Raw genomic sequence first — 21,996 nt, 5'->3', positions numbered from 1 at the left:
AACTGCCGGAATGGGAAGGGTGGCGGTGAGGGTACCCTGCCCGAGTTTGTCGCCCCCACCGCGTCAATTACATGTCTCCAAATATCAAGGCCGGCATATCACAAGGACATACCGGCCTTTCGCTGCACCTCAGGAAGGATCTATGTCTATTTCGCCGATGGCATCAGCCTTCTGAAAATCATCTCCGCCGGGCAAAATCCGGTGAACGCGGATTGAACCAGATTTAGCCCCACAAACGCCGCCAGCAAAAGCCAATACGGCGACACCAGCAGATACAAAATCAGCGAAATCAGCACCATCGTGCCCGCCAGGATTCGAATGGAATTCTCTATTGTCATCACGTTGTTCCTTCTCAGTAGTTGTAGGTAACTTTGAAGAACAGGTTGTCGTTCCGCTGGAACTGCCCAAAGCTCGTCGCCGGACTGTTACCGTCGAATATGTTCGCACCCAGCGCAAATGTCACCTGGTCGGTGTACTTGTACTCGGCGTTGAGACGCGCGTACATATCCTCATCGGTCGGCGAGTAGAACACGAACGCCGACAAGGTCACCAGCTCCGAATGCAGGAGCTTGGTGATGCGCGTGGTCAGCAGATGATACAGCTCATCGCGCACATAGCCGCCCATGAACTCCTGACCCACTTTGTACTTATCGTACTCCATCATCAGGTCCCCCTGCCACTGCGCGTTCACTGTCAGATTGGTCGCGATCTGCCGCTCGAACCCGGTCAGCCAGGTAGCCGATGAGTTGGGCATCAACGGCTGATCCCCATCCCGATCCTGGCGTGAGTCAAAATAGCCGCCCTCTACCCAGGCGATACCGCCTAATATCTGTCCCCGCATGGATGCGCCGTAGATGTTCACTTTCGGATAGACCGGCATCGGCTGCCCGTCCACCATCACGGCGCCCAGCGGATTCTTGTAGAACCCTTTGTAGAAATAGAACGCCGTATTGAATCCACCTACCTGCCGGCTGTATCTCGCCGCCACTTCACTGTTCTCGAATTTCGAGGCCGGTCTCGGTACGTCAAAGTAATATCCCTCACCTACAATCTGCCCCACGAACGGATTGTAGTAGCTCAGCGTGCGGCCGGTTGGGAGGCGGTTCGGCTCGAAGCGTGGTGTCCAGACTAATGAGATCGAGCCGATCCCGCCGTAATATTCCAGCCGCAATGCGTTTTGCGGCGCTTTGAGATACTGATCATCCCGTCCCACAAAGAAGGAACGATAGTCCTTGGCGAATACATCATTGATGAAAATCAGGTCGCCGGTTCCCCACGTCAGGATCTGCCGCCCGACTTTCAGGTCGAAGTTGTTTCCGAGACGCGCTTTCATATACGCCTCGCGAAGCTCCCAGTCCATCCCGGCACTGTCGGCGGCGTCGTAGGTGAAATCCATGCGTCCAAAGAACTCGTTCTTATCCCCCACCTGTTCCAGTCGGAGTTGAAGGCGCGATTCCGAGGCCGTGTACTCCGTGGCGGTCGGATTCTTCTCATCCAGTCGTCCACCGAACAGCCCCTGAAGGAACCCGTCTACTTTCACTTCCGCCTGCACGGCGCCGGCCGTCACGACCAGCGCCAGTGCCGCGAGTAGTTGCTTCGTTTTCACTGTTGTCCGTCCTCCGTGGTTACTTCACGTACTCGCGCGGCGGAGTTTTGAGATAACGCTCGGTGAAAATGTCGTCCTTGAGCCCTACGTTGTACTTGATGCTGTTGAACGCGACTGTAGTCTTGCTCCCCTTCTTCACATTTTCCATCGAGCGGATAGTCACGGTCGTGATGCCGTCGATATCCTCGATCTTGTCCGCCCGAAGAATCCGCGTCATCACACCCTTGTCATCGAAATACTCCTCTTTAAGCGGAAGGAAACTGGTCTTGTCGATATATGACAGCCGCTTGGCGAACCCCTTGTACGGCTTCAGCGGCACCGACTCGATAACATGCACGGCTTTGCCGTTAAGCTGATCCTCGCGCACCAGCGTATGCTTGTCCTCGGTCCAGTGACGGCCGGAGACATCCTCGTACGTAAAATCGGAACCGACAAAGCTCGAGTTTTTGTCATCGGCGCTGATCGGCTTCACCAGATCGACCGAAGGCACATAAATCCAGCGCTGGTCGTTGCCGGTGGCGCTCTTGTACACCATAAACGTCAGCCGGGCTACGTCCGAGGGCTGCCGGAAATAGGTGTAGTATTTCTGGTCGCCGCCGTCTTCTTTGTCCAGGCGAAGCATCGTAAACTCGCGGATTCGCTCCCCGCCCTTCTTGTCCGCCAGCGTCATGCGAACGTCGGTCTGCCCGTCGTTGCCGGCGTAGTAATACGCCAGGTGCGATTTCTGCATGATCTCCGCGGCGTCCTGAGCTAACGCCGCAGTCCAAAGCAGGCCGGTCGCAAGAACCAAGCCGGTGAGTGTCGATATGCGTTTCATTCTGCTTTCCTCTTTATTCTCATCACAAATCATTGTCGTGTTACGTTCAGTCGTTGACCGCAGCGGTCAAAGGGCGGGATTCTTTGGGCACCGGGAACAGCGTCCGTTGGAAGGTGTACGCGATTGCCGGCAGCAGCAGCATGGTTACCAGACCGGAGACCACCATGATGGCTAGGAAAAACACGCCTACCGTCACGTACGGCACCAGGTTGGAAAAAAGCATCGGTACGAAACCGATGGCAATCACCAGTACATTTCTCGCGATGGCTCGACCGGCTCCCTCGAAGATCTCGTGATACGCCTCCAGGAAATCTCCGTTTCGCCTGAAGATCATGCGCAGCCGCTCGATGAAGTGGATGGCAAAATCGATCGACAGTCCCAGTGTCAGGGCCGACAGGACCGCAACCGGCATATCGTATGGCTTGCCGATGTACCCTATGAATCCATAGATCGCCATCACCGTCAGTGTCAACGGCAGCATCGAGATGATCCCCCAGCGCAACGAGCGAAACAAAATCACCATCATGATAAACACCATCAGGAATGAACCAAGAAACGACCCGCGCATGCCGCTCACCATCTGCCGCTGCCACTCGATATTAACGTACGGCAGACCAGCCCAGGCTGCGGTGATCCCGTCCGGAAGTGGATGCGCCGTCATATAGGCATTGCCCCTGTCTACCACCCGCGAGACCGCCTGGTTGTCGCCGTCTCGAAGCTGTACCCACAGATTGGCCCGATCGTAAGCGGGCGTTACAAATTTGTACAGATCATCGGAGCTGCCGCCGGACATCTCGAACATGAACAACATCTGGGCAACCTCATCCTGACTTTCAGGGACAGCGAGCTTCGATGAGTCAGCGCCGAACAGTTCGTATCGAACCTTCTTGACCACATCAGGCAACCCGGTGGTAGCACCGACCGTCGGGTCTTTCTCCAGATCCCGCTGCAGGCTCACCAGATAGTTCTGAACCTCAGGCGCCTTCATTCGATCCGGTTCGTCGCTGGAGAGTACCAGGTAGTTCATATACGTACCGGCCAAATGCGCGTTGAGAGCCGTATCTGCCTGACGGATCGGGTGGGACTTCTTGAACCACTTCACCGGATTATCGTTTATCTGCAACATGGTCAACCCGACCGCGGCCGCCACGACTGCAATTGCGGAAACGCCGATAATAGCCCGCCGATTTCGCTGATTGAAACCCCGCAGCCAATGCAGGGAACGCGCCAGCGGACCGTGCGCTTCATCGGACTTGCCGAAATCTCTGAGTGCCTTGTCGGAGATCAGCATGCCGATTGCCGGGTTGATCGTCAGCGACAGGAACCAGGCAGCCAGAACCCCGAACGCCACGAACAGGCCGAACACCTGAACCGGCGGGATCGGCGTCGTCACCAACGACAAGAATCCAGCCACTGTTGTCGCGGACGTGAACAGCATCGGGACGAACAGCTCGTTGATCGAATGCCGGATGGTGGCGTCTTTATGCTTGTATCGTTTGAAATGATCGTGAAACTCCGAAATGATGTGAACGGAGTTCAGCACCGCGATAGGTATCAGGAAGATCGGGATCATCGATGACATGATGTGAACGGTGTTGCCCGTGAGGATCAATAGCCCCATCGACCAGACCACCGCCATGATCGCCACCACCATCGGTGCGATAACGATCGCCAGCTTGCGGAAGAACATCAGGAGAAGCAAAAAGATGATAAAGAACGCCGCGGGTGCCGAAAACGCCATCTGGGAGAACATCTCTGAGCCGAAGAAATCTTCAGCCACCGGCAACCCGGCGATGTGATACTGCTCGCCCCCGCCCAGTTTTTTCGTGATCTCGCCGATCTCGAGCGCCACGCGCCGCGAGATGTGCTTGGACTCGATCGGAATGAACAGCGCGATCGCCTTGCCGTCATCTGAGGCCAGCTTGCCGCGAAGGATCGGGTTATCCTTGATCCGCTGCAGAATATAGTCGGCCTCCTGCTGCGTGCTGATCTCCCCCTTCATAAGCGGCTCGATAACGATCGCGCCCGCCGGCCCCTGCTTGATATCGTCGACCGTCGACGGCGCAAGGATATCATCGGTGATAACGCCGTCGATCCGTTCGATCTCGGCGGTTATACGATATACGCGATTGAGCAGGTCCGGCGTGAAGGCGGTCGGCTCGGCCACTAAACCGACAGCCAGGAAGTCGCTCAGATTGAACGCCTCCTTGGTCTCCTGGTCGAACAGGCGAACCGGCTCTTCCGCCTTCAACATGTTTTGCGGGTCGGTGTCGATCTTGATCTTGGGGAATTGCGCCGCGAAAAACGCGGTGATCAGCACCGCCAGGCCGATCACCAGCCAGGGGTGTTTGATGGAAAACTCCGTCAGTCCTTTCTTCATTCACTCATCCTTCCGGAAATGCATTAATATTCACTGCCAGATTAGATAGCAATGGTCTGAAAATGATTCACGCGACCCAGGGCGTCCTCATAACATTCGACGGTTCAAGCGATTAGTCCGACCCACACTGATACTGTGCGCATTTGGTCATGATGGCAAGTGCTGTCAGTCTCAACGGCTCCAGCACGATCAGATGTTCGAGGGGATGCCCAGGAATCTGCTGCCCAAATTTATCAGGCTCTTGTACAGTGCACGTCTCGGACCATACGGTGCCAGCCACCATTTCTCAAAGAGCAGTTTTCCGACGTGCCACGCCTTGCCGATTCGTTTCAGTTTGACATCTGGAGAAGGCTCGGCAAAGAAATTGCCATACGCGAATCCCGCGAGATCTTCGCCGGCCTCAAGCATGCAGTAACCATCGCCGCAGAAACTCTCAGTCGCTACATGATCCATGATGGCCGCGGCAATTCGATGGGCCACGACCGAAGCCTGGACATGAGCAAATACGCCGGCTTTGGGAAGTGCAAGGGGCACACCCGATTTCCATCGACCCGGAATTGATATCGCGGTTACATCGCCGACAGCGTAGATGTTGCCTATCTTTGTCGCGAGCGTTGCTCTGTCGACCGGCAACCACCCGCTTTCATTGGCCAGGTTCGATTGTCGGACAAAGGAAGGACTCCGATGCGGCGGGATCGCTACCAGTAGATCGTACTCGACACTTCCCTTTCCTTCAAATGTGACCTGCCGTTTTTGCGGATCCACTGATACGAGCTTATGAAGTGGATGATATTCGATGCTCCGGGATTTCAGCATATTCAGCACCGCATTGCCGAGAACCGGTCCCGCAACCGGCATCGGCTGTGGCTCTGGCGTGTACAGATCTATGGCGACCCTTTCGCGGCGGCCGTTCCTGCGCACGTAATCCGCGATCAGCATCGCCCCCTCAAGCGGGGCGCCGGGACATTTATAAGGAGTAGAGGCAATAACGACGGCAATACGCCCAGCGTGGAATTCCCGAAGCGTCCCGTGCAGCCGCGAGGCACCGTTCAGAGTATAGAAGGTATGTGCCGCTTCATGCAAACCTGGAACACTCTCTGGGGACAACTCGGCGCCGACTGCGACGACCAAATAGTCATAGCTCAGCGATCCCTTCTCCATCTCGACCCTCGATCGCTCTGTGTCAATCGCAGACACGTTCGCATGGACAAACTCAACGCCGGGTCGAAGGAGCGATTTGATCGGCCTCGTTATCCTGTCAGATTGACGGTCACCAGTCATCACCCATAGAAACGAGGGAGCGAAGGCATGTTGCTCGACACGATCGACCAACACTATCCGATGGTACTTCGGCAGCAAGCGCCTCAGCTCATTGGCAGCCACAAGCCCACCGATACCGCCACCCAATATGCAAATGGTCTGTGAACTCATCATGTCCTCCTTACCGGCGTCTACAAGATATCAATGCGAAATCAGAAGACGATCATCTTGTCAGCCCAGATCGCCCAATCTGCCAGTTCCTCCATTGAACCGCGATGCACACCTTCCAGTAGGTCCTCGGTCTCGATTCCTCGGGCATCGATGCAAGAACCGCACGCACCTATCAGGACCTTTGCAGCCACCAGGCTCTTGATCATCCGCTCCAGATTGTAGTACCCATTGGGTGTCTTCTGCCCCAGCTTGCCGCATCCTACGGCATCCGCCATAAGGAAAACACGCGTTTCGGTATCGCCCGCTTTGCCAAGCGCTATTGCCATTCTCAGTCCATTGTATGATCGCTCTGTCCCGTACGGCGGATCGTTCAGGAGTACCAGAAACTTCATATCATTCTATCTCCATCCAAATGCTCGCTTATCATTCGTGTTTCATCTGCTCTGTGCTGACGGGCATACCGGCCTGTCGCCACTCAGTGACACCGTCTTCGAGCCGCTTTGCTGTCAGACCCTTTGATCTCAGCAACGAAATCGCTTCCTGCGCCAGCACGCAGTACGGCCCCCGACAGTATGCGACGATCTCCTTGCCGGGGGAAAATTCCTTCAGCCGCTTCCTCAACTGCGCAAGCGGCATAGACACAGCATACGGCAAATGGGCTGCATTGTACTCGTCTTCCGGCCGTACATCCAGAATCACAACCTCGCCAGCCCTGGCCCGCTGAAGTAATCTCCTTCGGTCGATCGGCTGAAGACGCGCCGGTGTGTCGAAGAAGTCAGCAACGATTCGATCGATTTCGGCCATGTGATTATCAGCCAGGTTACGCAGGCTTACGAAGACCTTACAAACATCGGTGTCCGTAAGATGATAATGCACAAATACCCCATCCTTTCGACCCTCGACCAACCTGGCGGCGCGAAGTACCTGCAGGTGCCGAGACGTATTGGCAACTGACATTGAAGATTGCTCTGCGAGCGTTTCCACTGTCTTTTCGCTTTGACACAACAAATCCAGCAGTTCCAGCCGCTTGGGACTGGACAACGCGTGCCCAAGCCGGGCAAACTGTGCGTAAAGCTTGTCTTTGGTTTCTCGAGCCCGGGACATCTCACATCCTTCTATTATTCAATTGACCAATTGAATATATACGTGAGAAATTCCCTCGCAAGAAAAATTGCAACAAACTCGCGCATTTTTTCTTGTTTCGAGATCTACCACGATGTGTCAGCGTTCGACGTACCCAAATGTCTCAGCTAATTAGCCACAAGGTAAGGAGTTAGCAAGCCTGTTGCGTATCTAATGGTGGCGGAACGCTCCGCATCTCGGCAATTGACTCATACCAGCGAGCCGGATAGATTGACTCTTTAGTTCGTATATGGACTGCGATGGCTGATTTCGATCGGTTGACAGTTGACAATAAAGCAGAACTGGAGACTCGATATGACACCAGATGACCAGAATCTTTCCCATCACGGCGTCGATGATTTCATCGCCGGTAACGCACATGCTTCCGAAACAATGCGACTCCTGATCGAGCGTTCCAGTTGTCGAAGCTTCTACAACCGCCCGATTCCGGCCGAAATACTGGAACTTATTCTCAAAGCCGGAATTCACGCGCCGACCGGCGGCAACCTGCAACCGTTCTCAATCATAGTTGTGGAGAAAAAAGCTGCTCTGCAAAAGCTTGCGGAGCTCAACGAAGATCAAATGTTTATCGCCGAGGCCCCGGCCGCGTTGATCTTCTGCATTGACTGGCGACGGCTCTCGCGCTGGGCCGAACTTGAGGCCGCCCCATTTGCCGCCAACAATTCGTTCAGGCATTTCTGGATATCGTTCCAGGACACGATCATCGCCGCCCAGAATATCTGTACAGCAGCCGATGCTCTCGGACTTGGGTCAGTGTATGTGGGTACTATTATTGACAAGTTGCGCGAACACCGGGAGCTGCTGGCTCTTCCAAAGTGCGTCTTTCCGGTGGTGCTGTTGTCTCTGGGTTATCCTAAGGCCCGTCCAGTTCCCAAGAAGAAACTCCCGCCTCGCGCCCTCGTGCACCGGGAGAAGTACCAGGATCTTTCGGACAATGACCTCCAGGCTGTGTTCAACGAGAAATACCCGGCGCTTCGACGAGAGGTTACTAATGAGCGGCTGGAGATCATATCGCAGGTCTGTCGCGACCTGCACGGGGACCAATATGCAGATCGCTGTCTTGAGAATATCCGAAAGCACGGCTACATCAATGCCGCACAGTACTATTTTGGACTGCATTACCGCGCCGACTTGATGCAGCAGGGGAACGAGGAGTACCTTCGGCTGATACGAGAGTTTGGATTCGGCTGGTTCGAGAACAAACCTGGTCGCTCGTCAGGCGAATAATCCGAGCCGCCTCGTCGCGTCGTCTATGCCTGCTTGCCGAACTTCTTTTCCCAGCGAGCTTTGAGCGTGGCGTTCAGTTTGTCCTCGAGCACCGGCGGTAACGGCTCGTTGACACCGTCCCGGCAAAGCGACACTGTCCGACGCATGGAGTCGATCATGATCCGGCAATTCGGGCACTCGCCAATATGCGCTTCAATCTCCCGGCAAAGTGTTGGATCCAAGGTGCCGTCGAGATAATCGTTCAGCTCTTTCACATAATCAGGACACTTGTGGGCCATAGACACCCTCGAACTTCTCAGATAAATAGTCCCGAAGTGCCAGTCGGGCGCGAAGGATACGGGATTTGGTCGCAGCCTCGGATTCGCCTATCAACTCGGCCACTTCTTTTACCGACAGGTCGTTCTGATAGCGCAAGAGGAACGCTTCGCGGTAAATATGCGGCAGCTCCGCCAACCCCTCTTCTATAATAGAGCGAAGTTCGCTTGCTTCCAGCATGGTGTGCGGGTCCTGCCAGTCGAACAGTTTGGCGTGACGCTCGGAGTCACTGTGGTCGCCGGACGGGAGATACTCCTCGATTGGCCGAAGCTCCATCTGCTTCTCTTTGGCGTAGTGGGCACGCGACTGATTGAGCGCAATACTGTACAGCCAGGTGCCGAACGAGGCGTCACCGCGAAATTTGTCGATGTTGTCGATTGCTTTCAAGAAAGTCTCCTGGATGATATCCTCGGCGTCCTCGTTATTGCCGGCCAGTCTTCGAGCCAGCGCATACACCTTGTCCTTGTGGGCATTTATCAGATCGGTGAAGGCTTCAAAATCACCGCTCTGCGCCCTCGCTATCAATTGTCGTTCATCCATTGGATGCAAATATAGCCAAAATGATTCAGAAAAACAGCAGACAAGAAAGAGGATAGACGTGCGAGGCGGTGCAGAGCCCTCATACCGGTCATAAGGAGCGAACTGGGCGCACTATTCAATCGCAGCGTTATCGTGCTGGACACAGGCCTCAAGCAGCACCGAGTCGATCCCCTTGTTCAGATTCGGGGTCGGCAGTTCGCTCTGGTCGATCGGGTCAATACTCCAGACCCCTTGCTTCCAGGCAATCCCCTGCTGGATGGCATCGATGCCGCTGGTGTCATTGGCTTCTGCCCGGATGATCGTCCCTTTGTCTACCACCACGGTCAGATGTTGCCCGTTCGCGGAGACACTGATGTGCGATGGCCGGCTGCTGCCGCGCGAGGCTTCAAGGAGATCTATCAGATTCATGTCTTCAAGCGAACCGTGCGTTCCCAATTCCTTCAATACCGCCAGTCGCGAGTGCGCCTTTTCGTCAAGTCGGACTTTCAGCCTATTCAGTTTGGTGACCAGAACATCAACCGTGACCGAGGCCGGCAAGACGTCTTCAATACCGTGCTTGATGAACGACATGGCCTCCGGCGCCGATGTGTCGTCGAAAAGCAAAATGGTGGGCGTTCGGTCGATGGCCACCCCTTTGAGAGCCAGGGCCAGTATCAGATCGTACAAGGTGCGTCCTTCCCCCTGATGATGAAGAACCAGCGCCTGCGGCGCTCTCTCCGAGAACGCGAGCGCACATTCTTCGACTGTGCACGACACACTCGCCGACAAGCCGGCGCCGTCAAGCGCTTTTTGCAAACTATTCACGACACTGCCGCCTGTCGAGAAGATATGCACCTGAAACGACGATCCGGCCTCCGAAAAGCGCCTCATATCGACAAGTGCAATCTCCGTCAGCTTCTGCACCACGTCTTCGGATGCGTACGGTGTCACCAACTCGCGTAACGTGCGGATCGCCTCACGGCAGTTCTCGGTAGTCCCGCCAGAACGATTAGGTCGGTTGTGGCAATAGATGTCGGCAGCCGTCAGAATTGCGCCAGCCAGGTCCGCGTGATCGTGCTGGTGGATATCGATATGCGATCGCTTCCGGTACATCGACCGGAGCATGACGACGATCTGATCGGGATATCCCCAAGTGGCCAGGCGACCGGCGGTCAAGGCGATAATGTCGACGTGCGCGTATTGCTCCGGATTCGTCAGATCACTTTGCGACAGATCATGGAGCGCGGCTGCGGTCGTAATTGCGTACCGAACCCCTGACGGCAGACTGCATTTGACCGCCACCAAGTCTGCTATGCGAGTAACTTCGCCCGCGTGAGTGAACAACGCCGGATTCGATACGTCGTGAAGATGCCGAAAAAGGTGGAGATTTCGGACAAAGAGTTCGCGGGTCAACTGGTCCTCGGTGTCGGAAATCAGCAACGACGCCTCAGAATTGAAGAAGTGCAACGCGGTCCCGGCGTTTCGCTCACGGAACTTCGACGCCAGCACGTCGCACGCGGTGCGAAAGCTGTCATGAACAAACACGTGGTCGAACGACTGCCTGTCAAGAACTTCGCACGCCGCCGCTACGCTGCCGACCGCTTTCGCTTCATATCGTTCGGCGGCGTACGCAAACAAAAGGTGTTCGCTTAGTTTCCCTTTAGGGGTCACAAACAGCAGGCTGCCCCGCATTGGGAGGTTGACCGCCTCTCGGTGCGTTATCGACGATGGTAGTTTAGGCGGCAACACGAGGTTTTCGGCCGCCGTTGGAATAACTGGTGCAAGCTTGGTGGACGGTGCGTCCGGGTTCGCATGGCCCTTCGGCGGCGCCCAGTGCTGTGCGAGCGTGGCGCTTTTCAGTTGTGCGATCGCAGCATCGATGGCCGACGGCGTCGCGGCGAACAACTCGACATGCGCACCCCCGGCCCGCGACGACAACTCATCAGCCAATCCGCGGTCGTGCGGCGACTGGCACGCTACTTTGAGCGCCCTGCTGTCGGCATCATACGAGAATGGGACCACCCGAAACTGCCGCATCAGGTCCAGCGAAAGTAAACGTGCCGCCGTGCTGTCGATTCGGACGCACGTTAAGTCTATTTCGGGAAGGCGGGGACGAAGACTCAGTTTTCGGGTGCCGTCGGTCGAGGATTCATGTACCGGCTGCAGTTGCGAATGGCCGGGCATGCTTTCCAGATACGAATGCGGTTCCATCGGATACTCCGTCGCAATATATGGTCAGTGTGTTGCAGGGGTCGCATGCAGTGCAGAGAATGAAACATCAATCACGATCCGATCGATTATTCGTCAACCCCGTTGTGTCTATGGATATTGTCGGTTGTGCGGCCAAGTAGTTTAGCAGTGAGGTGGCCGTGTCGGGGCTGCCTCTGTGTCGGCACGCCGTTTCCTTTCAAGGAAGCGGCTCTTCAAAAGAGAGTGTCAGGTCGATTTCCGGAACGGTTAACGCGCCGGGTCGGATACCGGACTCATGGCCCGTTTGAGTTGGTTCTGGTAGACGACCGCCACTTTCTTGTCCTCAGCCATAATGTGGTCGATAAGCCAGTGTTTCAGAAATTCGATGAGATCCGGTGCATTATACGGCTTGCCGGCTCGAAGTTGTTTGAGAATGTCGACGATCTGCTCGACCAGTTGGTGGTGAAGTTCCATGTGCCTGGCCAACTCCTCGAATCCGATCCGCTTCATCAGGGCCTCTTCCTCGGAGAAATGGTACCTCGTGTAATCCACCAATGCTCTCAGCACATTTCCCATCTCCGCTTCGTGCCGTCCGGCCACAAACGCTCGCTGTAGCGAGGCTATCATACCGACCAGTTTCTTGTGTTGGTTGTCGATCGAGTCCACGCCAACGCTGTACGTCTCATCCCACTGAAAATAGACCATAATGCCTCCAACGGAGCCCGGAAATCAAACTCTTGGAGCACTAAAGATTCCTTGGGCCCTTGGTCCAATTGTCGGATGAGACAGCGTATCCTTGAGAACCCGTGGTGCCGGACCCTCGGATGCCCTACCGGACTTTTCGCGGTTTGCGGCGGTCAAAACTGTGTCGTTTGATTCGACCGAACGGCGCCGGGGGCGGGCCCTGGGGGCGGCGCGCAGGGCGAGCCGGGGCAGGTTCCGGTGCCCAGGTGACCCGGGCACGGGCCGGCGGCAGGGCCGGGAGTTCCTTCACCGGCAGAGCCGTACGTATGAGTTTTTCGATATCTCGGACTTCCCCCCGCTGGTCGAACGTGGCAAACGAGACCGCTTTGCCGGCGCGACCGGCTCGGGCGGTACGGCCTATGCGGTGGACGTAGTCCTCGGAGTTGGACGGCAGGTCATAGTTGACCACCAACTCGATGCCGGTGACATCGATACCCCGCGCGGCGATATCGGTCGCCACCAGCACGCGATATTTGCCGGCCTTGAAACCATCGAGCGCTTCCCGCCGCTGCGACAACGAACGATTCGAGTGGATCTCGGCCGCCCAGTGCCCCATGGCTTTCACCTCGCGTGTGAGTTTTCGTGCGCCATGCTTGGTTCGGGTAAACACGAGCACCGGCCCCGGCTGTTTCTGGAGCAGCACTTCGAGGAGCCGGGATTTCTGCTGTCTCTCCACGAAGAACAGCTCCTGGGCCACTTTCTCCGCGGCTGTGCCGGAGCGGGCGATCTCCACGTGAATCGGCAACTCCATATGTTTGCGCGCTATCGCCATGATCTCGTCAGGAATGGTCGCAGAAAACAGCATGGTTTGGCGTTGTCTCGGCAGGAAGCTCAGAATCTTGTTAATCTGAGGCGCAAACCCCATATCCAGCATGCGGTCCGCTTCATCGAGAACAAGAATTCGTATATCCACCAGATTGATACTTCGCTGCTCCAAATGATCCAGGAGTCTCCCCGGGGTGGCCACGATCACGCGCGGCTCTCGCTTCAGCGCGTTCTGCTGGAGCACCATCGAGACGCCGCCTATAAGTACTGCGGTGCGAAGTCCCACTGCGCGGCCAACTGCGAGCAACTGTTCATCGACCTGAAGCGCTAATTCCCGTGTCGGCAAGAGGATCAGCCCGCGCCCTTTGATCTGAGCCAGACGCTGAATCATCGGAATCCCGAACGCCAGCGTCTTGCCGGTGCCGGTCTGGGCTATAGCGATGACATCTTTCCCCTCGATACCGATGGGAATTGATTTACGCTGGATCGGGGTAGGCTCTTTGAACCGGAGTCGGTCGATTGCAGCGAGCAGTCCCGGCGCAATCCCAAGGCCGGTGAACCCGGTATGGCCTGATGTTGTAGACTCGGTTGCCTGCGGAGTCCGTGTTGGCGCATGCACGGGCTTCACAATGGCGTGCGGTGGTCTGTTTGTTGTCGGAACTGTTCGGCCTTGCGCCGGTGCCGGCCTGTGTATTGGCTGGCCTGGTCGATTACCTGTTGGAGCAGGCCTTGAGCCTGGACGGACTGGCTTATGCATCTGCTGGTGTGATTTATCAGGACTGCGGTCATGACGGGGGGTGAACTTCTTCTTGAATGGTCGAAACAAGGGGAGATTCCTCTCAGTGAGATGGTAAATGGGGACGCTTGAGCGTCGATATCACTGCAATAGAGGGATTCCGTGAAAGAAAGTCAAGGGGAAAGGAGATAGTCCGTGCGCTTGTGCTGTGCAGCAATGTGTCATTTTTCTTGGCTTATAGTCTAGCCAAAGTCCACCAGCCACTCAACTCTTGACGCGGAAGAGCTTTTCAATCTGCTTTGTGGGGAAGTAGGGAACCTGTCGACCGACCTTTCGCGAAGAAAGCAACCCTCTTTTCTCCAGGATCTTTAGATCCTTCCGAGCGGTCATCAGTGAAATTTCATAAACCCTAGCGTGGGAAACGATAGTCGTACTGGCGGTCGGGTTCTTGTGAAGATATCGAAGCAACTGCATTTGCCGTTCATTGAACATGAACATGTTCTTCGCAGTACTTGCCATCTGTAAATTCTCTAACTGCTTTCTCCTTACGTAGGCCTCAAACTCCTTCTTTGCGAGCGTGATCTTCCTCACGTTATAGTCTACAAAGTAGGTCAGGTCATGATCGTCTTGTTCGCTGTACACGTAGGCATTCCGATACTGTGCCGGGGAGTTCTTGATGACCCTCGACAGAGGTATGTATGAAAAAGCCCAGTAGTCCTTCCTCAGCAAGTACCAGTAGAAGAGGGCCCGGGCCAGTCTGCCATTGCCGTCGACGAACGGATGCAAATACCCGAGCCAGAAATGAAGGATGACTGCTTTCAGCACGGGGTGAACAAAATCCCGTTCCGTGATTTCGTCATTTGCGTATGCGATAAGACGTTCTATTTCGCTTCGAAGGAATCGCTCTTTGGGTGGCACGTGATAAACGACGCCTTGAGCAGAGTTGAGGACAACGATTCGATCTCGATCAGTTCTCAGTCGGCCAATATCCTTGGCTTCCAACGTTTCTTTGGTCAGGTTGATATGAAGATCAAATAGGGCCCGGAGATCCAGAGACCTGTCCTTGAGTTCTTCTTCAATAGAGATCATGGTTTGGTAGTTGTTCAGAATCATTTGCTCGGAGCGGTTCCTCGGTACCCTTCTTTCTATTATCATTAATTTTGCGGCCTTGCGGGTGGTGTTTGCTCCCTCCAACTGCGACGAGGCTATGGCTTCCTCGATGATGCCTCTTGAAATGAAACGTCGTCTCTCCTTGGGATCAGCAAGTTCGTCTGCCGCAAGGGTGCCTCCAAGTTGAAGATCAATTTGATGGAGGAAAAACGTCAATCCCGGCAACTGCTGCCAGGAGAAGTATTCTCCCGACTCACTCTTGACCTGTGACCGTATGCGGTTTGGTGCATGTTTACGGAAAAACTTGACAATTGCCCAAAACTCCTCCGCTGAAATACCCTTGGGGCGCGTTTTGTATCTTGCTACATCCCAGTAAAGGTATTCCGGGTGCGTCAGACTGGCGACATGTTGTACAATATCCCCAACTTCTGAGACTCGCCGGACAATCTTGTCAATTGTAAACTTAGATAAGTCCGGCTTTTCAATCTTATACAGATCCATTCTCAATAACCGTTCTCTTGCCATTACTCCACATCTCTCTCCGCTATCCCTCATTTTGCCGGTTCTGTCATGATATGTAAACCTGTAAGATCGAGTTTACCTATTGTATACATATCGACACATATGTAAACTCGCAAACAGAACTTTACATATTGTTTACATATCCGAAATCAGCCCGGATTTTGCCAGAATGGACGTAAGGCGCTGGGCGACAATAAAATAACCGGTCTATTCCTCTTTCCGCGTCGAGTACACGACAATAAGGTCATAGGCGTTGACTGTCGTGTCGCGCTCGTTTTCGCTGACATGGACGCCGTTGAGATATGCTTTCACGCGGAACCGCTCCGCCTCGGCAGTCACAGCCAGTTCGTTCGGCGGAAGGGTGGTACGGCCCACTTTGCCGGAGTCGGTGTGCTTTTCAAGAATCTGTTGTTTCCAGATAGCCAGGTCGACCTTCACCGAATCGACAGCCCGGCTGCTGTCCCCCAGCACAAACGTTAGCGTGTCCGAGTTGTTACTCAGGCGATACCACAGCCTGTCGGTGACCGGCGACCGTTCCGGCTTTGGTTCCCATCCGGTGCGCGGCGCAACCATCTTGTCGTAGCCGCCGATTTCTATCGGACTGTGGTCGTCCCGCTCCAACATGGTGCCGCCGGGGCTCCAGCGTGCCGGGAGAGTGTACTCCACTCCCATCATCGCGACAACATCGCCGGCGTACTTGTTGCGGTGATCTTCATCGCCGGTGGAGTCCAGCAGGCTCTCAGCAAACCATGGTTGGATCCGGTCATAACCATGGATCTCCCGAAGGTAATTGACAATCGAGCTGATATGCTCTCTGTCAGGCAGAGACACCTCCAGCGAGGTCTTCTGCACCTTGCCGTCCACCAGGATTTCGTGTGCGGTGAGCAGTCTTTCCAACCGAGATACCTGGCTCCCTTCTGAAACGTTGAACATACTCCACGGGCCCACGACCATGAGAAATGCCAAAACACACAGCGAGCCGACCGTGAATTTGATGCTTTTGGCTTTGGTGAACAGGAAATAGAGCGACTGAGCGGATAACCAGACTCCCAACGCGAGACCGGCATACCGGCTTTCGGTGATGCCGTAGTCCCCGATCCTCTCGGAGACCGCCAGGAACAAAACCACGATCAGGGGGATAAGAACAATATACAGCCATCGGCCCGTCGAACGGATCCAGGCGTTGCCGACTCGATCTCGTATCGGATGCAACAGCAACAGAGACAGGATCGCAGTGGCGGAGAATCCGAGAATCAGACTGCTCACCCACCCCTTTGGCCAGTTCCATTGCAGCAGGATTTTGATCAGGTACGCATACAATATCACCAGGTACACCAGTACCAGAATCATCAGGATATACTGCGCAAACACTCTGAGCCCTTTAGGGTACTCTTCCGCGCGCTCCAGCGACTGATAATCTTCCGGCACACCCGCCAGAAAGAACCATGGGGCAAACAAACCGGCAATGATGATCCAGAGTTCGAAATAGCGTTTCCCGGGAACATCCACGCCGAACAGATTGTCCAACGCTGCAAGGGCGATAGCAAGTCCGGCATACAGCACTCCCGAGTAGAGTGCAGTGATGAACAGCCGAAAATAGAGCGTCTTGTTGTATTGCCAGAAGCCGTTCACTTCCCCCGCCTTCACGTACGGCAACACCATCGCCAACAAGACGGCGCCGGCCAAGAGGATGGAAAACCGTATGGCGTGAATCGCCGGGGCATGCGTGAGATCAATGGGAACGGTCAGCGCATAGCCGACAAGCAGCAGCGCGCCAACCAACTGACCACCATATAACCGGGCACGATTCCATTGCCACTTCTCCGCGGTAACAGCCAGGGCTGTCAACAAGGGAATACCGAGCGCCGACGCGAACAACAGCGGAAAGACAATCGATGCGTGGGCGGGCGCCTCGCGCTCGGCGATGATCAGTGCGGCTATCGTGCCGCATATGGCACTGACCAGAACCAGCGAAAATCGTATCGCGGTGCGGCGCGCATCCACATACACCTGTTGCATTGACGGTAGCTTCATAACGACTCCTTTGCGGCTACAGCCTGTCCGGTTCAGAGACTTTCCACTCCCAATTCGGCCATTGGGAATATGCGGCTTCGGTGAGTGAGAGTCAAAAATAAAGCATCCTGCGCCAATTCGACAATTGGCACCCCGCACAGCGTATACGTGGTGCTCGGCACCATTAGGTTGTCCGGTTTCGGTTGACTATATTAAGACTGGAACAAATACAGCGAACCCAATGTCTATGAGTATTACCAATATGACCAGCGTTCGATTATCAAACAGCATGCTGCTGTGTATCTCGGTGGGGTTTCTTGGCCTGGCAATACTGGGATGTGGTGAAGGGAAAACGCAGGGAGGAGGCCGACCCGGGGGAACTGGTGCCAAGCTGGCGGTTGATGCCGTGGTGATCCGACCGCAACCGCTTGAGAACAAAATAAACGCCACCGGCACGCTTTTGGCCAACGAAGAGGTCGAACTGCGGCCGGAGATCTCGGGGCGAATCACGGGCATTTCGTTTGCCGAGGGCGGCAAAGTGCACAAAGGGCAGGTGCTCCTCAAGATCAACGACAGTGAACTCCAAGCGCAGTACAAAGGGAAGCAGTTGGCGGAGAAGCTGGCGGCCGATGAGGAACGGCGAAAACAGGGCTTACTCGATATCAACGGCATCAGCCAGGAAGATTACGACCGGGCCGCCAACAACCTGAAGATGATTCAGGCGGAGCGCGAGGTGATCGAGTCGCAGTTGGCGAAGACCGAGATCGTGGCGCCATTCGACGGGGTGGTCGGACTCCGGTACGTGAGCGAAGGAAGTTACGTTACGAGCGCCATGCTGGTCGCCACCATGCAGGATATCGATCCCATCAAGATAGAGTTCTCAGTGCCGGAGAAGTACGCCCGCCAGATAACCAAGGGGACCACAATCGTAGTCACAGCAGGCGAGTTGGACACAGAGCGACAAGGTACTATCTTTGCGGTCGAATCCAAGATCGATCCCAAAACGCGAACGATCAAGGCCCGCGCCAGCGTCCCAAACCCTGACGCCGCGCTCATTCCCGGGTCGTTCGTCAAAGTGGAGATCACGCTTGAGCGACTCCCCGACGCTCTGGTGGTGCCGGCCGGGGTCATCATCCCCGAACTTGCCGGCGAAAAGGTCTTCGTGGTCCGCAACGGCCAAGCCAGGTCGGTGCTGGTCAAGGTCGGCCTTCGCACTGAAACCAGCGTGCAGATCGTAGAGGGCTTGCAGCCTGATGACACTATTCTGACTACCGGTTTGCTGCAGGTGGTCGATGGTCGGGCGATCGAGATCCGTAATTTGCAGGGAAACTGAGAGTCGCGTCCATGAATCTGCCCTCGATCAGCATCAACAGGCCGGTCCTGTCGATCGTACTCTCGCTCCTGATTGTCCTGTTCGGCGTCATTGCTTATGTGTTTCTTGGTGTGCGGGAATATCCAAGCGTCGATCCGCCGGTGGTAACGGTCAGCACCTCCTACACCGGGGCCAACGCCGATATTGTCGAATCGCAAATCACCGAACCGCTTGAGGAATCGATCAACGGCATTGCCGGGATCCGGTCGCTGACTTCCATCAGCGCCGACGGCCGCAGCACGATCACGGTTGAATTCGAGCTGGGGGTATCGATGGAGGAAGCGGCCAACGACGTTCGCGACCGGGTCTCGCGGGTCATGCGCAGTCTTCCCTCGGACATCGATCCGCCCGTGATCTCCAAGTCGGACGCCGACGCCAGCCCCATCCTGATACTGACGGTGCGGAGCGACCGGCACAGTCTTTTGGATCTGTCGGCGATCGCCAACGATGTGTTCAAAGAACGGCTTCAGACCATCCCGGGAGTGAGTGAGATACGCATCTACGGTGAGAAGAAATACTCCATGAAGCTGCTTATTGACCCCGCGCGGCTGGCGGCACACGGTCTGACGCCGCTCGATGTGCGCGATGCACTCAACCGGGAGAATGTCGAGCTGCCGTCGGGGCGGATCGAAGGGTACTCGACGGAGTTGTCGATCCGCACGTTCGGTCGGCTCACCACGCCGGACGAATTCAACGACCTGATCATCCGTGAGGCAGGCGGTTCGGTTATCAAGCTTCGTGACATCGGCCGTGCGGTCCTGCTTCCCGAGAACGAGCGGACCCTGATGCGCGGCAACAACGGCGTGCCGATGGTCGGCATTGCCCTCACGCCGCAACCCGGATCGAATCACATCGCCATCGCCGACGAATTCTACCGCCGCCTGGAGCAGCTCCGAAGAGACATGCCCGAGGGGCTAGAGCTCAGGATGGCGCTCGATACTACGACCAATATCCGGCGCGCCATCCTCGAAGTGGGCGAAACGATCGCCATGGCGTTCCTGCTGGTCCTTCTGGTCATATTCGTGTTCCTGCGCCATTGGCGCACGACCATCATTCCGATGCTCGCGATCCCGATCTCCCTGGTGGGCGCGTTCTTCATTATGTATGTCGCCAATTTCTCTATCAATATCCTCACCCTGCTCGGTATCGTGCTTTCAACCGGCATTGTCGTGGATGATGCCATCGTGGTACTCGAGAATATTTACCGCAAGATTGAAGGGGGCATGGACCCGATCGAGGCCGGCCACTGCGGCTCCAGGGAGATCTACTTCGCCATCATTTCCACGACCATTACCCTGGCGGCAGTGTTCCTGCCGATCATCTTTTTGCAGGGGCTGACGGGCCGACTGTTTCGCGAGTTCGGAATCGTCGTCGCGGGCTCAGTGCTCATCTCCGCCTTCGTGTCCCTCACTCTGACTCCCATGATGAGTGCACGGACGCTGCGCAAGAGCACGCACGAGAATCGATTGTTCGAGTCAAGTGAACGACTGTTCAATCGCCTGAATGGCGCGTACCGTTCTTCGCTGGAGAGATTCATACACAGGAGATACCTGGCTCTGGTCATTATGTCGATTTCATTGGCGTTGATCTTGGGGTTGGGGGCTCTGATACCATCGGAGTTGGCTCCGCTCGAAGACAAGAGCCGTCTCGTCGTCAACGCGACCGCCCCGGAGGGAACATCGTATGAAGTCATGGCGTCGTACATCGGTAAGCTGATCGCGTTGGCTGACACGCTTCCGGAAAGAGATGCCATCATGTCGGTCACGTCACCCGGTTTCGGCGGAGCGGCTTCGGTCAATTCCGGTTTCGTGAGAGTGAATCTGGTGCCGCCCGATCAGCGGGCGCGGACACAGCAGGAGGTTGCTGATTGGCTGACTCCCCGCGTTCGCGATCTCTCGTTTGCCCGGGCGTATGTCACCCAGGAGCAAACAATCGGCGCCACCCGTGGCTCCTCGCTGCCGATCCAGTTCGTCATCCAGGCGCCGACCCTGGACAAACTGAAAAGCGTGGTGCCGGCGTTCATACAACGGGCACAGGCGGATTCGCTCTTTCAGGTGGTCGATCTGAACCTGAAGTTCAACAAGCCGGAAATGACGATCCAGATCGACCGTGAACGGTCCCGGGCGCTCGGCATCACGGTAAAGGATATCGCCGAAACACTGCAGCTCTACTTCAGCGGCCAGCGCTACGGCTATTTCATATTTAATGGCAAGCAGTATTCGGTCATCGCGCAAGCGGAACGGACCGATCGGGACGAACCACTTGATCTCAAGTCCATATATGTGCGGAACGCACAGGGAGACCTGATCCAACTCGACAACATTGTTCAGTTGTCATATCGCAGCAGTCCGCCGCAATTGTATCGGTACAATCGGTATGTCGCCGCCACGGTAATGGCGGCGCCGGCGAGAGGGGTGACGCTTGGGCAGGGGATTGACGAAATGCAAAAGATCGCTGGAGAGCCGCTTGATGAGTCGTTTGCGACCAGCCTGGCCGGAACCGCCAAGGAGTACACCGAAAGTTCGAATACGCTGCTGTTCGCGTTCGTGCTGGCGCTCGTCCTCGTCTACCTCATTCTCTCGGCGCAGTTCGAGAGTTTTCGCGACCCGTTGATCATCATGTTCACGGTTCCGCTTGCTCTGGCGGGTGCGGTTCTCTCGTTGTGGCTGTTCGGCCAGACGTTCAACATCTTCAGCCAGATCGGTATTATCGCGCTGGTCGGTATCGTGACCAAGAACGGTATTCTGATTGTCGAATTCGCCAACCAACGTAAAGGACAAGGATTGGCGCTTGGCGAAGCGGTGATCGACGCTGCTGCACAGCGGTTCCGTCCCATTCTCATGACCAGTCTCGCGACGGTCTTCGGTGTTCTGCCGATCGCGTTGGCGCTCGGGGCCGCCGCCCGGAGCCGGGTGTCGATGGGGATCGTCATCATCGGAGGCCTGCTGTTTTCGCTGGGATTGACCTTGTATGTCATCCCGGCACTCTATACCTATCTTTCGGGTGCTCGGACACTCGGGACTGCTGCCGCAGGGCTGCCGGAATCGAGAGCGGAGAAATCGTCTGGAGCGCCTGCCGGTCATTGACTTCGCCGGTTCATGGTACC

18 protein-coding genes are annotated in these 21,996 nt (G+C 55.8%); 4 read left to right on the top strand and 14 right to left on the bottom strand.

The window, feature by feature from the left end; genetic code table 11:
• Positions 1-146: 146 nt before the first annotated feature.
• The 7 genes from AB1644_12140 to AB1644_12110 form a co-directional block, all read right to left on the bottom strand.
• Complete coding sequence (locus AB1644_12140; GenBank protein MEW6051793.1) at positions 147-338, bottom strand: DUF2892 domain-containing protein; 192 nt, start codon at positions 336-338, stop codon at positions 147-149.
• A 14-nt stretch (positions 339-352) separates the two neighbouring features.
• Positions 353-1,606 carry a DUF1302 family protein gene (locus AB1644_12135; GenBank protein MEW6051792.1) on the bottom strand — a complete coding sequence of 418 codons (1,254 nt, stop codon included), beginning with the start codon at positions 1,604-1,606 and terminating at the stop codon, positions 353-355.
• A 19-nt stretch (positions 1,607-1,625) separates the two neighbouring features.
• Complete coding sequence (locus AB1644_12130; protein MEW6051791.1) at positions 1,626-2,423, bottom strand: outer membrane lipoprotein-sorting protein; 798 nt, start codon at positions 2,421-2,423, stop codon at positions 1,626-1,628.
• A 46-nt stretch (positions 2,424-2,469) separates the two neighbouring features.
• Positions 2,470-4,803 (bottom strand): MMPL family transporter, encoded by a 2,334-nt coding sequence (locus AB1644_12125; protein MEW6051790.1) that lies wholly within the window; start codon positions 4,801-4,803, stop codon positions 2,470-2,472.
• A gap of 189 nt (positions 4,804-4,992) precedes the next feature.
• On the bottom strand, positions 4,993-6,234 hold the full coding sequence (locus AB1644_12120; GenBank protein MEW6051789.1) for an FAD/NAD(P)-binding oxidoreductase: 1,242 nt from the start codon (positions 6,232-6,234) through the stop codon (positions 4,993-4,995).
• Positions 6,235-6,275: 41 nt separating this feature from the next.
• The gene (locus AB1644_12115) at positions 6,276-6,626 is read right to left on the bottom strand and encodes a DsrE family protein (GenBank protein ID MEW6051788.1); all 351 of its coding nucleotides are present in this window, start codon (positions 6,624-6,626) and stop codon (positions 6,276-6,278) included.
• 31 nt (positions 6,627-6,657) lie between these two features.
• Positions 6,658-7,338: a metalloregulator ArsR/SmtB family transcription factor gene (locus tag AB1644_12110; GenBank protein ID MEW6051787.1), complete on the bottom strand. Its 681-nt coding sequence runs from the start codon at positions 7,336-7,338 to the stop codon at positions 6,658-6,660.
• A 333-nt stretch (positions 7,339-7,671) separates the two neighbouring features.
• Here AB1644_12110 and AB1644_12105 point away from each other — a divergent pair, with 333 nt between their 5' ends.
• Positions 7,672-8,604 (top strand): nitroreductase family protein, encoded by a 933-nt coding sequence (locus tag AB1644_12105; GenBank protein MEW6051786.1) that lies wholly within the window; start codon positions 7,672-7,674, stop codon positions 8,602-8,604.
• 23 nt (positions 8,605-8,627) lie between these two features.
• Here the strand turns inward: AB1644_12105 and AB1644_12100 are convergent, their stop codons facing one another.
• The 5 genes from AB1644_12100 to AB1644_12080 all read right to left on the bottom strand — a co-directional run bounded on the left by AB1644_12100 (position 8,628) and on the right by AB1644_12080 (position 13,756).
• On the bottom strand, positions 8,628-8,882 hold the full coding sequence (locus AB1644_12100) for a zf-HC2 domain-containing protein (protein MEW6051785.1): 255 nt from the start codon (positions 8,880-8,882) through the stop codon (positions 8,628-8,630).
• A complete protein-coding gene (locus AB1644_12095; protein ID MEW6051784.1) occupies positions 8,863-9,459 on the bottom strand; it encodes a sigma-70 family RNA polymerase sigma factor in 597 nt (198 codons plus the stop codon). Before AB1644_12095 ends, AB1644_12100 begins: the two co-directional genes overlap by 20 nt.
• Before the next feature lie 111 nt (positions 9,460-9,570).
• A complete protein-coding gene (locus AB1644_12090) occupies positions 9,571-11,649 on the bottom strand; it encodes a DUF4388 domain-containing protein (protein ID MEW6051783.1) in 2,079 nt (692 codons plus the stop codon).
• 246 nt (positions 11,650-11,895) lie between these two features.
• Positions 11,896-12,333: a bacteriohemerythrin gene (locus tag AB1644_12085; GenBank protein MEW6051782.1), complete on the bottom strand. Its 438-nt coding sequence runs from the start codon at positions 12,331-12,333 to the stop codon at positions 11,896-11,898.
• A gap of 124 nt (positions 12,334-12,457) precedes the next feature.
• Positions 12,458-13,756 (bottom strand): DEAD/DEAH box helicase, encoded by a 1,299-nt coding sequence (locus AB1644_12080; GenBank protein ID MEW6051781.1) that lies wholly within the window; start codon positions 13,754-13,756, stop codon positions 12,458-12,460.
• A gap of 32 nt (positions 13,757-13,788) precedes the next feature.
• Here AB1644_12080 and AB1644_12075 point away from each other — a divergent pair, with 32 nt between their 5' ends.
• The gene (locus tag AB1644_12075; GenBank protein MEW6051780.1) at positions 13,789-13,938 is read left to right on the top strand and encodes a hypothetical protein; all 150 of its coding nucleotides are present in this window, start codon (positions 13,789-13,791) and stop codon (positions 13,936-13,938) included.
• A 199-nt stretch (positions 13,939-14,137) separates the two neighbouring features.
• Here the strand turns inward: AB1644_12075 and AB1644_12070 are convergent, their stop codons facing one another.
• Entirely contained in the window at positions 14,138-15,508 is a 1,371-nt protein-coding gene (locus AB1644_12070) for a Fic family protein (protein ID MEW6051779.1), read from the bottom strand.
• Between the two features lie 204 nt (positions 15,509-15,712).
• A complete protein-coding gene (locus AB1644_12065) occupies positions 15,713-17,539 on the bottom strand; it encodes a DUF4153 domain-containing protein (GenBank protein MEW6051778.1) in 1,827 nt (608 codons plus the stop codon).
• 241 nt (positions 17,540-17,780) lie between these two features.
• Here AB1644_12065 and AB1644_12060 point away from each other — a divergent pair, with 241 nt between their 5' ends.
• The gene (locus AB1644_12060) at positions 17,781-18,851 is read left to right on the top strand and encodes an efflux RND transporter periplasmic adaptor subunit (protein ID MEW6051777.1); all 1,071 of its coding nucleotides are present in this window, start codon (positions 17,781-17,783) and stop codon (positions 18,849-18,851) included.
• Positions 18,852-18,862: 11 nt separating this feature from the next.
• Entirely contained in the window at positions 18,863-21,976 is a 3,114-nt protein-coding gene (locus AB1644_12055; protein ID MEW6051776.1) for an efflux RND transporter permease subunit, read from the top strand.
• Positions 21,977-21,996 lie beyond the last annotated feature (20 nt).

Source organism: Candidatus Zixiibacteriota bacterium, assembly GCA_040753875.1.
Classification (GTDB): domain Bacteria; phylum Zixibacteria; class MSB-5A5; order GN15; family FEB-12; genus DATKJY01.
Note: the sequence above shows the minus strand (reverse complement) of the source record. Positions and strands in the feature narration are given on the sequence as shown.

Coding starts and splice junctions, on each gene's coding strand:
- AB1644_12100 (MEW6051785.1), bottom strand. CDS start 8,882: ATGGCCCACAAGTGTCCTGATTATGTGAAAGAGCTGAACGATTATCTC.
- AB1644_12130 (MEW6051791.1), bottom strand. CDS start 2,423: ATGAAACGCATATCGACACTCACCGGCTTGGTTCTTGCGACCGGCCTG.
- AB1644_12060 (MEW6051777.1), top strand. CDS start 17,781: ATGACCAGCGTTCGATTATCAAACAGCATGCTGCTGTGTATCTCGGTG.
- AB1644_12055 (MEW6051776.1), top strand. CDS start 18,863: ATGAATCTGCCCTCGATCAGCATCAACAGGCCGGTCCTGTCGATCGTA.
- AB1644_12110 (MEW6051787.1), bottom strand. CDS start 7,338: ATGTCCCGGGCTCGAGAAACCAAAGACAAGCTTTACGCACAGTTTGCC.
- AB1644_12120 (MEW6051789.1), bottom strand. CDS start 6,234: ATGAGTTCACAGACCATTTGCATATTGGGTGGCGGTATCGGTGGGCTT.
- AB1644_12065 (MEW6051778.1), bottom strand. CDS start 17,539: ATGAAGCTACCGTCAATGCAACAGGTGTATGTGGATGCGCGCCGCACC.
- AB1644_12140 (MEW6051793.1), bottom strand. CDS start 338: ATGACAATAGAGAATTCCATTCGAATCCTGGCGGGCACGATGGTGCTG.
- AB1644_12070 (MEW6051779.1), bottom strand. CDS start 15,508: ATGGCAAGAGAACGGTTATTGAGAATGGATCTGTATAAGATTGAAAAG.
- AB1644_12085 (MEW6051782.1), bottom strand. CDS start 12,333: ATGGTCTATTTTCAGTGGGATGAGACGTACAGCGTTGGCGTGGACTCG.
- AB1644_12125 (MEW6051790.1), bottom strand. CDS start 4,803: ATGAAGAAAGGACTGACGGAGTTTTCCATCAAACACCCCTGGCTGGTG.
- AB1644_12105 (MEW6051786.1), top strand. CDS start 7,672: ATGACACCAGATGACCAGAATCTTTCCCATCACGGCGTCGATGATTTC.
- AB1644_12095 (MEW6051784.1), bottom strand. CDS start 9,459: ATGGATGAACGACAATTGATAGCGAGGGCGCAGAGCGGTGATTTTGAA.
- AB1644_12115 (MEW6051788.1), bottom strand. CDS start 6,626: ATGAAGTTTCTGGTACTCCTGAACGATCCGCCGTACGGGACAGAGCGA.
- AB1644_12090 (MEW6051783.1), bottom strand. CDS start 11,649: ATGGAACCGCATTCGTATCTGGAAAGCATGCCCGGCCATTCGCAACTG.